The sequence below is a fragment of the Candidimonas humi genome, from assembly GCF_019166065.1.
GTDB classification, from domain to species: domain Bacteria; phylum Pseudomonadota; class Gammaproteobacteria; order Burkholderiales; family Burkholderiaceae_B; genus Candidimonas; species Candidimonas humi.
Genome location: NZ_JAHTBN010000018.1, coordinates 18518 through 32855, shown reverse-complemented (window position 1 = coordinate 32855; position 14338 = coordinate 18518). Strand labels below are relative to the sequence as shown.

Annotated in this window: 14 protein-coding genes; 7 read left to right on the top strand and 7 right to left on the bottom strand. The window is 50.0% G+C overall.

The annotated features are described in order from the left end of the window. The first annotated feature begins 169 nt into the window (after positions 1-169). The 3 genes from KVP10_RS20950 to KVP10_RS20940 all read left to right on the top strand — a co-directional run bounded on the left by KVP10_RS20950 (position 170) and on the right by KVP10_RS20940 (position 2432). On the top strand, positions 170-1267 hold the full coding sequence (locus KVP10_RS20950; RefSeq protein WP_217966700.1) for a site-specific integrase: 1098 nt from the start codon (positions 170-172) through the stop codon (positions 1265-1267). A 53-nt stretch (positions 1268-1320) separates the two neighbouring features. Further along, positions 1321-1632, top strand: a complete 312-nt coding sequence (locus KVP10_RS20945; RefSeq protein ID WP_217966699.1) for an H-NS histone family protein — start codon at positions 1321-1323, stop codon at positions 1630-1632. Between the two features lie 62 nt (positions 1633-1694). After that, positions 1695-2432, top strand: a complete 738-nt coding sequence (locus tag KVP10_RS20940; RefSeq protein WP_217966698.1) for an endonuclease NucS domain-containing protein — start codon at positions 1695-1697, stop codon at positions 2430-2432. 196 nt (positions 2433-2628) lie between these two features. Here KVP10_RS20940 and KVP10_RS20935 read toward each other — a convergent pair whose 3' ends face one another. Next, entirely contained in the window at positions 2629-3612 is a 984-nt protein-coding gene (locus KVP10_RS20935) for a replication initiation protein (RefSeq protein WP_217966697.1), read from the bottom strand. Positions 3613-4381: 769 nt separating this feature from the next. Between KVP10_RS20935 and KVP10_RS20930 the strand changes: the two genes are divergently transcribed. Next, complete coding sequence (locus KVP10_RS20930; protein WP_217966696.1) at positions 4382-4645, top strand: hypothetical protein; 264 nt, start codon at positions 4382-4384, stop codon at positions 4643-4645. 113 nt (positions 4646-4758) lie between these two features. On the opposite strand, the gene KVP10_RS20925 is transcribed toward KVP10_RS20930, so the two are convergent. Both KVP10_RS20925 and mobC read right to left on the bottom strand, forming a co-directional pair. Further along, positions 4759-5991 (bottom strand): relaxase/mobilization nuclease domain-containing protein, encoded by a 1233-nt coding sequence (locus tag KVP10_RS20925; protein ID WP_217966695.1) that lies wholly within the window; start codon positions 5989-5991, stop codon positions 4759-4761. Further along, on the bottom strand, positions 5981-6295 hold the full coding sequence (mobC, locus tag KVP10_RS20920) for a plasmid mobilization relaxosome protein MobC (protein WP_217966694.1): 315 nt from the start codon (positions 6293-6295) through the stop codon (positions 5981-5983). The genes KVP10_RS20925 and mobC overlap by 11 nt, the downstream gene beginning before the upstream one ends. 288 nt (positions 6296-6583) lie before the next feature. Between mobC and KVP10_RS20915 the strand changes: the two genes are divergently transcribed. Further along, the gene (locus KVP10_RS20915; protein WP_217966693.1) at positions 6584-7156 is read left to right on the top strand and encodes a hypothetical protein; all 573 of its coding nucleotides are present in this window, start codon (positions 6584-6586) and stop codon (positions 7154-7156) included. A gap of 354 nt (positions 7157-7510) precedes the next feature. Here KVP10_RS20915 and KVP10_RS20910 read toward each other — a convergent pair whose 3' ends face one another. From KVP10_RS20910 to KVP10_RS20895, 4 genes are all read right to left on the bottom strand, one after another. Continuing rightward, a complete protein-coding gene (locus KVP10_RS20910) occupies positions 7511-7810 on the bottom strand; it encodes a CcdB family protein (RefSeq protein WP_217966692.1) in 300 nt (99 codons plus the stop codon). Then, positions 7810-8058: a type II toxin-antitoxin system CcdA family antitoxin gene (locus KVP10_RS20905; protein WP_217966691.1), complete on the bottom strand. Its 249-nt coding sequence runs from the start codon at positions 8056-8058 to the stop codon at positions 7810-7812. The genes KVP10_RS20910 and KVP10_RS20905 overlap by 1 nt, the downstream gene beginning before the upstream one ends. 264 nt (positions 8059-8322) lie before the next feature. After that, positions 8323-9996, bottom strand: a complete 1674-nt coding sequence (locus KVP10_RS20900) for an FMN-binding glutamate synthase family protein (RefSeq protein WP_217966690.1) — start codon at positions 9994-9996, stop codon at positions 8323-8325. Positions 9997-10064: 68 nt separating this feature from the next. Next, positions 10065-11030 (bottom strand): Bug family tripartite tricarboxylate transporter substrate binding protein, encoded by a 966-nt coding sequence (locus tag KVP10_RS20895; protein WP_217966689.1) that lies wholly within the window; start codon positions 11028-11030, stop codon positions 10065-10067. A 240-nt stretch (positions 11031-11270) separates the two neighbouring features. Here KVP10_RS20895 and KVP10_RS20890 point away from each other — a divergent pair, with 240 nt between their 5' ends. After that, on the top strand, positions 11271-12158 hold the full coding sequence (locus tag KVP10_RS20890) for a LysR family transcriptional regulator (protein WP_217966688.1): 888 nt from the start codon (positions 11271-11273) through the stop codon (positions 12156-12158). A gap of 91 nt (positions 12159-12249) precedes the next feature. Further along, positions 12250-14334: an aconitase family protein gene (locus KVP10_RS20885; protein ID WP_217966687.1), complete on the top strand. Its 2085-nt coding sequence runs from the start codon at positions 12250-12252 to the stop codon at positions 14332-14334. Positions 14335-14338 lie beyond the last annotated feature (4 nt).

Here is a 14338-nt window from a genome sequence, read left to right as displayed (position 1 = left end):
CGTGCCAATACCTTGATCTCCACTGCTTGCTCCTGAGTCAACATTGCGGCGGCCAAAGCCACCATCATTGCCCAGGTGGGTCACTTTTACTCCGACGCAGCGGGTCAGTATTACTCCGGCGCTAACAACTGGTATCAAATTCTCTGATATCAAACCAGGCGATGAAAGTTTGATTGATAGCCTGCTATCAAAGTTGGGGGTTTCTGCTGAACAGTTAGCCAACTTCAGTGGTAGCCAGGTGCAGAACCTTATTGCTACTGGCAATCCTAATGTTTCTGGTACGCCTGCACCACAACCTGAACCAACAGTAATTCAACAAAAAAGTGAACTTCTATCCGAAGTTGCAAAACTCTATTTGAATGAAGCGAAAATAGAGAATGTGCCAAAAACCATTTATGACAAAAACAGGGTCTATGAAGAGTTCATCCTGTTCTTTTCTGATAAAGACATAAATGAATATACAGCTAATGAAGCTGTGACTTATAAAAACAGGCTTTTAGCAAATGGTACAGGGGTTAGTGTCATTAACTCTAAAATGTCCTATTTGCGTATGCTCTTTCTGTATGCCATAAATAACAATCTTTACTTTTCTGAGAATCCCTTTGAAAAAGTAAAGGTTTCTACTAAATCAAAGATTAAACAAATGACGCGTTCCTATAAGGAATTTAGCGATGACGATTTGAAATCAATCTTTGAGGAGGTTGGCTATAAAGATTTTATGACAAAATCTGATTACTATTGGCTACCGATTATGGGTCTTTATACAGGTGCCCGATTGGAAGAATTAGCAAGCCTGCGTTTAGAACAGGTTTATGAAGAGGATGGGATTTGGGTATTTGACATTGAACGTGCCAAAAACGCAAATTCAATTAGAAAAGTTCCGCTACATAAAAATTTAGTTCAATCTAAATTCTTGGACTATGTGAAGAGTTTGAAAGAGAAAAAGGAGACAATGCTGTTTCCTCATTTGGTAGAAACCAAAAATGGTTACTCTAAAAACACTTCCCGAAAATTTGGTTTATGGTTAGATAAGATTGGGATCAAAGACGATAGGAAAGTTTTTCACTCATTCAGGCATACATTCATCAATCGGCTTACCAATATGGGTGTTCATCCAGCATTGATAATGTCCATTGTGGGGCACTATGAACAATCCAAAGTTGATTTCTCATCTCCCCACTTCACAAATTATCAGCACCATAAACCGATGAAGGTATTGAAGGAAGTCATTGATAAGCTTGAATTTCCAATTCAGCATTTCTATTGATCTTCATTTGTGCTATCGTTCTGCTGTCAATGTCCACCTCCATAGGAAATAGAATGGCAACTTATCTTGAATTGAAAGCCCAAGCCGAAGCACTGATGCAACAGGCTGAAGAAGCAAGGAAGAAAGAAATTGCTGAAGTTGTAGCAGACATAAAAACCAAGATGCAGGAATATGGCATTACTGCTTCTGATTTGGGCTTTGCTGTTTCAGGTAAAAAGGCTTCCAAAAAAGTTGGACCTTCTACACCTGCTGTTGTTCGCTACAAAAATAACAATGGTGAAACGTGGTCTGGTATGGGACGTCAACCACAATGGATTAAAGACGCCATTGCAGAAGGAAAAAGCAAAGAAGATTTTGCTGTTTAAATAAATAGGCTCCATTGGGGGCCATTTTTATTTCTTATAACGTAACAATTTGTTGAGATTTTATGCGAAACGATTATATTAATTGGCTTACTGAACAAAAATATTCAGACGGCACGAGAACTGCACAATTATATCGGGTCCAAAAAGTGGAGGAGTATTACGGGAATCTCGATGAACATTTCCAGAACGGAACTCTCCAAAGCATTATTGACGATTTGGAATACTCGACAAAAGACGAAAGACAAAATAAACCGAACCCCTCTAAAATTCAGTTTGAAGGTAATATTCGAAACAATCTTCAATCCTACAAAAATGCGGTAGTTCGATACAGGAAATTTTTGATGGATGACGGATTCAAAGCTGAATCAGTAAGATCGGAAGCTATCAATGACATTTCCGATACTCCACAAACATCTCAAGAATCCACACAACAAAGATTCACTTTAGAACGTGATATGCAAGTTGCTTTAAGGCAAAACATTGCCTTGCTTGATTCTGGTCTGAAAATTATTGATGATGGTGTCGAACGTGCTGTTGATTCTGGTCTAATTGATATAACTTGTGAAGATGATAACGGAATTGTTGTCATTGAGTTGAAAGCTGGAAAGGCTGACAGTCGCGCTATCGGTCAGATACTCGGCTATATGGGTGATTTACAAGAAGAAGAAAGCGCCAAACAAGTTAGAGGTATTCTCGTTGCCCATGATTTTGATCGTAGAGCTAAAGCCGCTGCAAGAGTTGTACCGACTCTGAAACTGATGAATTACAGCATTGAGTTCAAATTTACTGAAAATAGCTGAACAACACACCAAAATCTAATTTCGCCAATTTTATTCGCTATCGCTCATTCCTAACGGATCAACTATATTTTCTGATGTACTACGCATCAATTTTTTTATATGATGCCCTTACGGGATTAGGTTTGCACCCACCCGATAAGGGTAATTATCTGATATACCCCGTGTGATACCAAAGTAGAAAATCGCAACTAAGTACTTAAGCGTATAAATTGAACTGCTGTGCCAATTCATTCCAGTTTCTTTTTATCGTAGGTAGCGAAATTTCAGCACGAATAGAAACAGAGGTTTGAGTAACTGGTGTTCCTTGTGCCTTTAGCTCTGCTACAGCTTGAACAATTTTTTCTTTAACTGTTTGGCTTCTTACTTTATTGGTGTAGCAAGCTCCCAAAGATTCTTTTTGCTTTTGTGGCATATCTTCTGGAAGTTGCATAATTCCTTTACGTCTAAAATCCCCATACCTGTTCCTCCAAGTGTAGCTACTTACAGAAGTTGCAGTGGAAAGTACTTCTTTATGAAGCAATGAACCTTTATCAGATCGTGAAATGAATTGGCTGTTGATTTCAAATGCTTGTTCTTCAACTGCTGATATGAAGCCTGCGTGATTATTTAGGTACTTTTTGACTGTGGGGTAAGCCCAAAAACGAAGATTGTTAAACAGAGTGTTGTTCCTTCCTAAAGCGTCCCACACAAGGTTCTGACGTTTTCTGATGGGTGTTGTATCGATATACTCCTGAAAGTCCTCAAGGTCATATTCTGCATTGTGGCGTATGGTCTTCCAGAAGGCCGACAACGGGTTCTTTATGAACTTACCTACATAGGCTGGATCTGCACCTGGTAGCGACCTGGTGAGGCTACAATCCACGTTCTCATAGAACTGCTGTGGTTTCCTTCTTCCACCTTCTGTGTAAATCACTGGTGTCCTCAATTGCCATAAGTAATGGCAATGGCTGTTCTTTGGATTTACGACAATAAAGGTTGGTGGTGGTAGTCCGTGCTTTTCCCATAAAAAAGCACTTCCAGGTGTGTCTATATCAATGGCAATATATTTCTTGTATAGCTGATTGTGTTCAATGTAGGGAAAAGATAAGGCTTTATCTTTCTTCCTGTGCTTTGTTCCATTTTCAAAGCTATCTGTGCATCTTACTTTTTCTGGTAGGCTATCTATAAACTGTTCAATCATAAAATCTCCAATTTCTAATTGTTTTTATTAGATTGAAGATTTTTGATTTACCAGACTATTGACATTTAGATTATTTTGGTTAATAATATTATCACTTTCTGGTTAAAGGGTCCGAATCTTCAACCGTTTCTAAAAAGCTCAATCTTACGATTGGGCTTTTTTCTTTTCTGTTTTATTTATAATTGATTTTCTGTAGTTGTCAAACTTGAAAAATATGTTTGACAAATGACTTGTTTTCAATAAACTTAAAATAAAAACAAGGTGAAATATGAAAACCGACAATACCTATCTCCATAAAATATTAGAAAATACATTAGTCTGGATTGCTTACTGCATATCAGTAGCAGAATCAGTGAAACTTATATTTATCGAAAATCACACAATATCCTTTCAATCAATAATATCTTATCTTCCGTTCTGCATAATTGCTGGCTTAATTTTTACCGTCACAAGCAACACAATCAAAAATAAAAATAAATCTTATCTATTACTGAACATAACAATATCTTGGCTATCTTCGATAGCTGTTATTGAAGCAATAAATACAGCGATTACTATTTGAGGAACAATAATGAGAAGAAAATTAACTATACTAAGAATCAGCATAATTTATTTTATTCTGTCAATCCCCTTATCCGCAGCAGCTTGCGAGCTCAACACAGGTAGAAACTGTAAAATCGACGACATAGTGAACGGAAAAATAATTGGGAATTTACTTACTATACCTATATTTATGAAGTATGTTTGCTATCTAATAGGGATATATACAATGACCAGTTATCTAATTCAACTAGGATCAAACTTAGGGGATAAAAGTGGGGATAAAATGGCAGGAAGTGCAAAAGCAATGCCTTTTATTCGAGCTTGTATAGTTTCAGCATTATTCATATCCTTACCAACACTTGTTTCTACAGGAGTGAAAACTTTTGGTTTAGACGACCGTGCAGTTCAGGATATATTCAATGGTGTAATACCTTCAGAAATATCTATTCCTAAATCTGAGAACAAGGCGCCCGGACAAAGTAAGTATTGATACTGAAATTCCAACTAACAATTTTTCCTTAAAAAAACCGAGTCATATAAGGAAGCCAGCTAAAAGCTGGTTTTCTTATATGACTCGGAATGGGCTTATTAAGGGCAAGGCCCTTAATGCAGTTTAGGTGTTATGGGTTGATAGATTCTATCTAATCTTAATTTATTCTCTGCATTTTCTCTTTCCACTAATGCTTTAGCCATAGCTACAGCCTTTTGTGCTTTAGCTGTTTCACTGGGTGTACGTGCGTTGGCTAATTCTGCTAAGGCATCACTCAACCTTTCCTTTGCTGAACTTTTAAATACAGGTGAAGCATCGCTTATTGAATGATTTTTATTTGTCAGTTTTGAATGTAGTTCAAACTCGATCTTGCTGTCAGATACTTTTTGGTTCGATATGGGTGAGGATCTATTATCTACCTTCACTATAGATACTGGTTCATAACCTAAAGGATCATCTTCTACCTGATAGCGTTTTGAGTTAAAAGAAACACGCTTTGACATTTCCTCATGGTAAGTCTGCAAAGTAGTTTTTCTACAATATATTTTAGTTTTGCTTTTTTCTTTGAATAGGTCGATGATGTCCTGATAGTCTTTGCCCTCGTTATGAGCATAGATCCCACCTCGGAACCTCATATTTCTACCATTGTCATTCTTAATGCTTATATAGTCATCACCAATTCTGGAAAGAGTGTGCCCACTACTTTTCAGAATGTCTATTAGTTCTTCTCTGTTCTTTACCTCACCACTTTTAACCATCTCTCTCATCGCTTTATCAAGCTCGAATTTTGTTTTTAGGTTTTCAAAATTGTGTTTTCCTGATCTGATTGCTTTTCTTTCTGCGCCTGTGTATTTAGTTTTGAGAATGGCTTTTTCTTCTATCTGCTCAAAACCATATTCTTCATTTTTCAGTGATACAAAAGCATCCTTCAATTTCTCGTGACCTGGTGGAAATGGATTGAAGTGTTTGTGCTTACCATTTTCCATTATGGCAACACGGTTGATCACAAAGTGAATTTCTAAATTACCTTTATCGTAATGCTCTACAAAAAAGGAGTTCACTTTTTCTTTCATTTCTGAACCGATGAAAGTATCCTCAAAATCGTCTAATAATTTTTCTTTTTGTTCTGGTGTTAATGTTTCATTATCTCTAAAAGAAATAACACCTGAAACGATTTGATGAGCATACTTTTTTGTTAAACCATCAAGGTCTTTTGTGTATTGTGCATCACCTCTTAAAATCTCTGGCTTAACTTCACGCAAATTACCTTTATGATCTTTCTTCGAAAGAAAATAATTTACTGCTGATGTCGCACCTCCTTTGGTGGAAAAAATTTTAATTATCATAACCACTCCTTAAAGTTTTTAGAATGGCTTGTTGATTGGTTTTTATCTCTTGAATTTCTTTCAAGACCTGTTTATCTATTTTTCTATTTGTGTTAGCTCGCTTTGCTATTTGGTTCAGATTCGTTCCCTGCTTTTTTAACTCTGCTGAAATCACATAGTAGAGATTTATATAGGGATAATCTTTATCGATAGCCATTCTAAAAACATCACTGGCATTTAAGCCAAGTTCATTTTTTAGCTTGGTTAATTTTCTATCTTGTTCCTCTGAAACCCAGAGATGTTTTTTCTTATTATGATTCCTCATTTCTTCCTCTCTAATTATTTTTTTAGAAGAAGGTAAGCAAGGTTTTTCAGGGGGTTTGGGGCTCGCCCCATAAGGGTTAAGGGCTTAGCCCTTACAAGCCTCCGTTATACCCCGAAGTGGGTATATAAGGAGTGGTCTTGCTTAGATTCTTATTTTAATCATAATTGATAGATTTTGAATGTCAACAACCTATTGGAGTAACGGGGTATTCAATAATTAAATCTGGCAAATGTTGACATTGTTTTTATGTGCGCTATGTTTATTATATAAACTACAAAGGAATGATTTATGAACAATAAAACAATAAACAAAAGCACTACACAAAGAACTACAAAAGAAACTACACACGCTCAATGGATGATCGAATTAAAAGCATCATTAGACAATCAAAGGAACAGCAAAAAAAGTGTGCTTGACATAAACTGTGTTTATATTCTTGCACTGAAAAAATTAGGGTTTACTTGGGACGGTGTTGCTGATGAAGTTAATAGAATATTGGATCTAAAAGGAGATCAAATTACTAATGGGCGTATGCTTAGTTTAGCGTCAAAGAAATGGCGTGAAGATGGTGAGATCGAGCAGAAGGTTGATAAAATTGTACAAGAACTATTGAACACTGAACAAAGAAATGTAGATCCTAATGATAAAGAACATAAACCAATACAAGAACAAAAAAATGTTGTTCCTGACACATACAACAGCATAGAGGAATTTACTGCTGATGTTATGAAGTCACCTGATCAAAGATTTCACAATAAAGATAGAATTGCACAAGCGTTTAATTCTTCAAAAGGCAAACCAAAGAAAGAAATGCTTAACGCATTACGTGACATTGTTTTGAAGTCAATGGGAAATGTTTAATCTCGTCGCTGGTTATCCTTCGGAAGAGTAAAAGGGGACGGTGCCCCTTACCCTAACGGGTTAGCGTTGCTGTGATAGGCTTTTGTTTTGGTGGTGAACGTGGTACCTTGGTGTGTCAGTATTTTTTGTCAATCCGACTCGCACCGAGGCTAAGGTGTTGATGGCAAAGAGATTTTATTTTTTTGGTGAAATCTCAGGGATGCGCCACCAGAGATATCAGGCAAAAAAGGCCAGCCCCTCGGGGTTGGCCTTTTTTGCTTGCCGCCCTGTTACTGTGTTTCGCGGCTCTACCTCACGAACAGGGGATCAGAGCATGAATATCGATAACACGCATGACCTCCGACTCTCGACAAGTCAGAATCCATGAAACAAAAAGTCAATGGCACCCACGATATCGTCGTGCAACTGTCGGAGACTGCATACGGGGTTCTGTAGCTCGCTGACCGGAACTGCAGCGATGTACTGCGTCACCATCGCGTGTGGCTCACCATCTATGTCAAAAACAGGATTAAGTGTCTTCGCCGACTTGGGCCCTGCACTCAGGGGAACCAACGGCACAACAGCCCTTGTATTTAGCGGCTGCAAGATGTCCGCCTGGACATCAAGTAGATACCCATGGCCTGACGGGTTCGCGTAAACGTCGTAGCGGCTCATCAGAACATCCGGTACTTCGCCAGGGGAAGGCCGTATTTTTCAACAAAAGCGTTGGAGCTTTCGATGGCTTCCTGGTTCTCGGCAAGCCAGCGCTCGCTGCGTGTGCGTGCGATGGCCTGGGCAACACCAGCTTCGGCGGCCTGCGAGATATTGATGTGCAAGGCCTTCGCCTCGGAAAGTAGGTCTTCGGGCAGTGACACATTCGTGGCACGCCTGGGAGCACTGCGAGGTCGGTTGACGGTCAGCATGATAATCTCCCTTTCAATAGTGCGAACATGCGCAGTTTTCACAATACATTATATGTGCATACTAGCCAAGCAAGAAGGGTATTTCCACCTAACGGCGGCCTGAGCTGGCCCATCTTTGCGCCGAGCCCGGAAAAAACCGCCTCTACGCATCACGCCAAAAAACGATAAACCCCTGCCCAAAGCACAGGGGTTTATCAACACTCTGAGGCCAGCCCCTCGGGGTTGGCCTTTTTGCTTGCCGCCCTGCGGCTGTGCCTCGCAGGCTCAGGCCGCCGGCGTTTCGGCGGGCGGCACCAGGGTGGCGGTATTGCCGGACAATGCCGCGCTCAGGCTGTGGGTGGGGGCGAAGGATTCGGCCTGGGCCATGGGCCAGGCCACCCTGAAGATGGTCTGGCGGAACTTGCCGGCGAGCAGTTCGCCTTTTTCCAGATCGGGAAACAGCGCCGACAGCACGCGTACTTCGCCGTTGGCGATGCGGCGGGCGACATGGTGCGGGCGCAGTTCGCCGGGGTGCGTGAGGCCGGCTGCGCCGAGCAGCTCGGCCAGGGCGTCGAGGGTGTTGTGGTGGAATTGCATTACACGCACCGATTTGTCGGCCACCACCAGGCCGGCCTGGCGTTTGGGGTCTTGCGTGGTGACGCCGGTTGGGCATTTGCCGGTGTGGCAGACCTGCGCCTGGATACAGCCTATGGCGAACATGAAGGCGCGGGCGCTGTTGCACCAATCGGCGCCCATGGCCATGGTGCGGGCCATGTCGAAGGCGCTGATGATCTTGCCCGAAGCGCCCAGCTTGATGCGATCGCGCAGGCCTATGCCCACCAGCGTGTTGTGCACCAGGCGCAGGCCTTCGCGCAGCGGCGTGCCGACATGGTCGACGAATTCTATGGGCGCAGCGCCGGTGCCGCCTTCGGCGCCGTCGACGACGATGAAGTCGGGCGTGATGCCGGTCTTGAGCATGGCCTTGGCGATGCCGAACCATTCCCAGGGATGGCCCACGCAAAGCTTCATGCCCACTGGCTTGCCGCCGGACAGCCGGCGCAGCCGGGCGACGAAGCGCATCAGCTCGATGGGGTTGCCGAAGGCGCTGTGCTTGGAAGGGGAATTGCAATCCTGCCAGGCGGGAACGCCGCGCGCGGCGGCGATTTCGGGGGTGACCTTGGGCCCCGGCAGTATGCCGCCGTGGCCGGGCTTGGCGCCTTGCGAGAGCTTGATCTCTATCATTTTGACGCTGGGCTGGGTGGCGCGTTCGACGAAGGCTTCTTCCGAAAAATGGCCGTCGGCGTCGCGGCAACCGAAATAGCCCGAGCCGATGTTCCAGATCAGCGAGCCGCCGTGGGTCAGGTGATAGCTGCTGATGCCGCCTTCACCGGTGTCGTGCGCGAAGTTGCCCATCAGGGCGCCTTTATTCAAGGCCATGACGGCATTGGCCGACAGGGCGCCGAAGCTCATGGCCGAGATGTTCAGCACCGACAGCGATACGGGCTGCGTGCAGTCGGGGCCGCCCACGGTAATGCGGAAGTCGCTGTCGGCGGGGTGGGCTGGATCCATGGAGTGGTTGATCCACTCGTAGTCGGTGCCGTAGACGTCGCGCTGCGTGCCGAAAGGGCGCTTGTCGATCTCGTGCTTGGCGCGCTGGTACACCAGCGAGCGGTCGGCCCGCGAGAAGGGCAACTGCTGCGTGTCGTCTTCAAAAAAGTATTGGCGTATTTCGGGACGGATGGATTCGAATATGAAGCGCAGGTTGCCGATGACGGGATAGTTGCGGCGTATTGTGTGGCGGGCCTGGATCTGGTCGATCACGCCCACCAGCGCCAGGGCGCCGAAGATCAGGGTGCCGACCAGCCACCAGGCATTGACGGCCAGCGCCAGGACCAATGTGGCTGCCGTAAGCAGTATGACGAGGTGGAAGACGGTGTGGCGGGTGAACAGGCGGCTCATGCTGGCGTCCTTGTTGTTCGTTCGCCCTGCACCTTACTTCAGAAACACGGCAGGGGGCAAACAACAGGCTAGTGCTTGCCCATGAGTTCCCGTGTCGAGGCGATTTCCCGCTCGAGCGTTTCCAGGAATTCGGCGGACGAGGTGCCGCTGGGGTCGAAGCCCTGGACTGCAAACTGCTGCCGCACGTCTGGAAGCGCGATTACCTCGTGTACGGTCTTCTGCAACAGGCCGGCCACATGCGCGGGCAGTTTCGCCGGGCCGATCAGGCCGATCCAGGCCGCATAGTGATAGCCGGCCACGCCGGATTCGGCCAGCGTGGGGACGGCGGGCAGGGACGGAATGCGCCGGGCGGAACTGACGGCCAGGGCGCGTATGGTGCCGGCCTTGATCTGGGCTTCGGCCGTTGATACGGCCAGGAAGGCGGTCGCCACCTGTCCCGACATCAAGTCTGTCATCAAGGGATTGCCGCCGCGGTAGGGGATGTGCATGAATTTGATGCGCGCCATTTTTTCCAGCATCAGGCCGGCGACATCGAGTGCGCTGCCCAGGCCGGCGGAGCCGAAGTTGATCTTGTCCGGGTGGGCCCGTGCTGCGCCGATCAGGTCTTGCACGGTTTTATAGGGCGAGTTCGCAGGTACGGCCAGCACCAGCGGCACGGCGCCGATGAGCGTGATGGCGGTGATGTCCTTGACCGTGTCATAGGGCAAGTCAGGATGCATGCTTGGGTTGATGGCGTGGTTGGACGATACCAGGCCCAGGGTGTAGCCGTCGGGCGCGGATGCCACGATTTCCCGGGTTCCCGGAATGCCGGCGGCTCCGGCCTTGTTCTCGACGACGAAAGATTGCTTCAGTTTCTTGCCCATGTCCGGGGCGATGGCCCGCGCCACCAGATCCAGCCCCGAGCCGGGGGCGCTGGTTACGATCAGGCGCACGGGGTGGTTCGGGTATGCGTCCGCCGCCTGTGCGGGAATACAGGCGGTGCCGCCAGTCAAGGCCAGTGCGCAGGCCGTGAAAATTCGGTAGATCGATTTCATTTTGTCTTGTCTCCACGAGTCACTTGTATTTTGTCGAAGCACGTCGCCCGCATCCGTCGACACGGCCGGGCGCCGACGTCGGCATTCCCTTGCCTGGCGTGGATTCTAAGAGGCGCCGGGCCAGGTTCCGTAGAGTTAATCCGCGATGCCCCATATCGCCGATGGCGATGGCGATGGTGCAGGGCCCGGCAGGGTTACACTGCAGAAAGCCTGAACCCCTGGCGATATGCAATCGGAACCATGATTCGTCGCATCGATCCCTACAGCTTGCGTCTGTTCGTCGCGGTCGTGGCCGAAGGTTCGATTTCGCGCGCGGCGGCTCGCGAGCATATCGCCGCGTCGGCGCTCAGCCGGCGCATCGCCGAGCTGGAGAGCGCGCTGGGCGTCAAGCTGCTGGTCCGCTCGCCCAAGGGCATAGAACTCACGCTTGCCGGGGCCCTGGTGCAGGAGCGAGGCTGCCGGATCGACAAAGACCTGCAGGCGCTGGCGCGCGACGTGCAGGGGCTGGACGGCCAGGTCAATGGCATGGTCCGGCTGTGCGCCAACATGTCTTCATTGATCGGTTTCCTGCCGGAACGCCTGCACGCCTTCGGCACTGCTTATCCGGCGGTGCAGATTGCCATATCGGAGCGCGACACCCGCGAAGTGATACGGGCCTGCCTGGACGACGAGGCGGATGTGGGCGTTTGCGTCAAGATGGATGCGCCGCCGGGGCTGGAGTCGTGGCCATTTGCCGAGGACCCGCTGATTGTCGTGATGCTCAATGCGCATCCGCTGGGCGGGATGAAAAAGCTGCGCTTTGCCGATGCGATGCAGTATCCGCTGATATGGGTGCATTCGGGCGGCGCGCTGGATAGTTTGCTGCGCGGCCAGGCGGCGAGGCTCTCGAGCGACTATACGCCGCAGGTCGTGGTTAGCAGTTTCGATATTGCCTGCCGCATGATCGAGGCCGGGCTCGGCATCGCCATCATGCCGCAGAGCGCCGCGACCGCTTATGCCGGCGCGCGCAAGTTCTCGCGCCGCCCGCTTGCAGAGGCCTGGGCGGCGCGCGAGCTTCGCATCTATGCCTTGCGCAAATCGCCGCGCCACAGGGCGGTGCAGGAATTGATCGAGGCGCTGAAAAAGTAGCCGCCTAGTCCCTGCCTCATCGCCGTTTGCGATACCGGATTGCGCGGTTGAACACTTGCCGGGAACCTGGGATTCGCGACACAATTTCCCGATGGAATCCATTGTGCAAAATTCCGCGCCCTTCGGGCGCATCCTCTTCCTGGCCGAAGACCCGGCCCTGATCAAGCTGCAGCTCGAAGGGCGAGATCTCGACCTTTCCAGCGCCGGCGTCTTGCGCGACGATATTTCGACGGACGAGATCACCCCCATGTCGGCCCTGGCTCATTACGACGAGCAACTGGGCCGCTATCCCTATACCGGCCTGCGGGCGGGCGGGGAAACCCCCATAGGGCCGGATGCCGTCAGGGCGGGGAAGTTCGGCGTCACCGTCGGCGGCAAGCGCTACGGCAAAGGTTCGTCGCGCGAGCACAGCCCGGCCGCCGAGAAACTGGCGGGCATCCGGCTGGTCATCGCCGAGAGCTTCGAGCGTCTGTACCGCCAGAATGCCGACAATATCGGCCTGATCACATCGACCGATTTCGGCCTGATAGCGCGCATACAGAAGGGTGAGACCATACCGCTGGAAGAACTGCTCGCCGGCAGGCAGGCTTTGGCCGCCGGGATACTGGGCAGCGGCGGCCTGCTGCGTTTCGGCCGCCTGCACATGGCCGGGCTGCGGCTGGCGCGCAGCGAGCCGGCCGAGCCGGCTGGGGCTGCGATGGCGGATGAGGATGCTTCGAACGGACGGCCCGGGCCCGATGATGCGCAATCCGGCGCGGCTTGCCGGCCGGGCCATTCCGCCGGGAATCCGCCCAAGACCTTGTTCGAAAAAATCATCGCCCGCCACCTGCTGCACACCGAATACACGCGGCATGCGCAAGACCCCGGTGATGGCGTGTTCGTGCGGGCCGACTGGCGCTTCATCCACGAATACTATACGGGCATGTGCGCGCATATGCTGCATGCCGCCTGCGGCGTGCCGGCGCCTTTGCTGGATCGGGAATCCATCCTCGCCTTCGAGGACCATACCTCGTATATCGAGTCCAGCCCCATGCATGTGGCGCGCGGCCTCGTGCCGAATATCCTGCGCCTGCGCCAGGCGCATCGCGATTGCGTAGAGCTCTATGGCTTGCGTTCGCACCGTACGCTGAGCGAAGCCGAGGCGGCGCGGGACGACGGCAGCAATGTGGCCGGCATATCGCACGCCATGATGAGCGAGCACTATGCGCTGCCCGGGCAGGTCGTGGTCGGCACCGATTCCCATACGCCCCATAGCGGCGCGCTGGGCTGCGCGGCCTTCGGGGTGGGAACCACGGACATGGCCAATGCCTTCGTCACGGGGGCGGTGCGCATGACGCTGCCCGAATCCATACTCGTGGACTTGCAGGGCAGGCTGCCGGCGGGCGTCACCGCCAAGGATATTGCCCTGGAATTGCTGGCGCAGCCCGAGATCCGCGGCGGCGCGGGCATCGGCAAGGTCTTCGAATTCAGCGGCGAGGCCCTGGCGCAGTTGCCCACCGACGAGCGCGCCACCCTGACCAATATGACGGCCGAGCTCGGCGGCCTGACCGGGATCGTGGCGCCGGACCAGGAAACCCTGCGTTTTCTGCGCGAACGCCGCGGCATCGATTTCCGCCTCGAACCCTGGATGCGTAGCGACCCCGGCGCCCGCTACGCGGCGGTGCTGCGCGTGGACTGCGGCCGCCTTGCGCCCATGGTCGCCCGTCCCGGGGACCCCGGCAACGGCGTTGCGCTGGACAGCCTGGCGCAGCGCGTCGCCATCGATATCGCCTATGGAGGATCTTGCACCGCCGGCAAGCGCGAAGATTTCGACCAGTATTACGCTGTGCTGGCCTGGGGGGTGGAGCAGGGCCTGCGCGTACCTGAGTCGGTCACTTTGTATCTGCAATACGGCACGACCGCCGTGCGCGACTATTGCATCGGGCGCGGCTATGACCGCGTGTTCGCCGCCGTGGGAGCCCGCATCCTGGAGCCTTCATGCGGGGCCTGCGCCAATTGCGGGCCGGGCTCGTCGGAGCGCGCCGGGCAGGTGACCGTCAGCGCCATCAATCGCAATTTCCCGGGCCGTTCGGGGCCGGGGCAGGTGTGGCTGGCCAGCCCGCCCACCGTCGCGGCCAGCGCCCTGGCGGGCAGGCTGGTGTCGTTCGACGAACTGCAGCGGCAATATCGCCGCTAGGCGC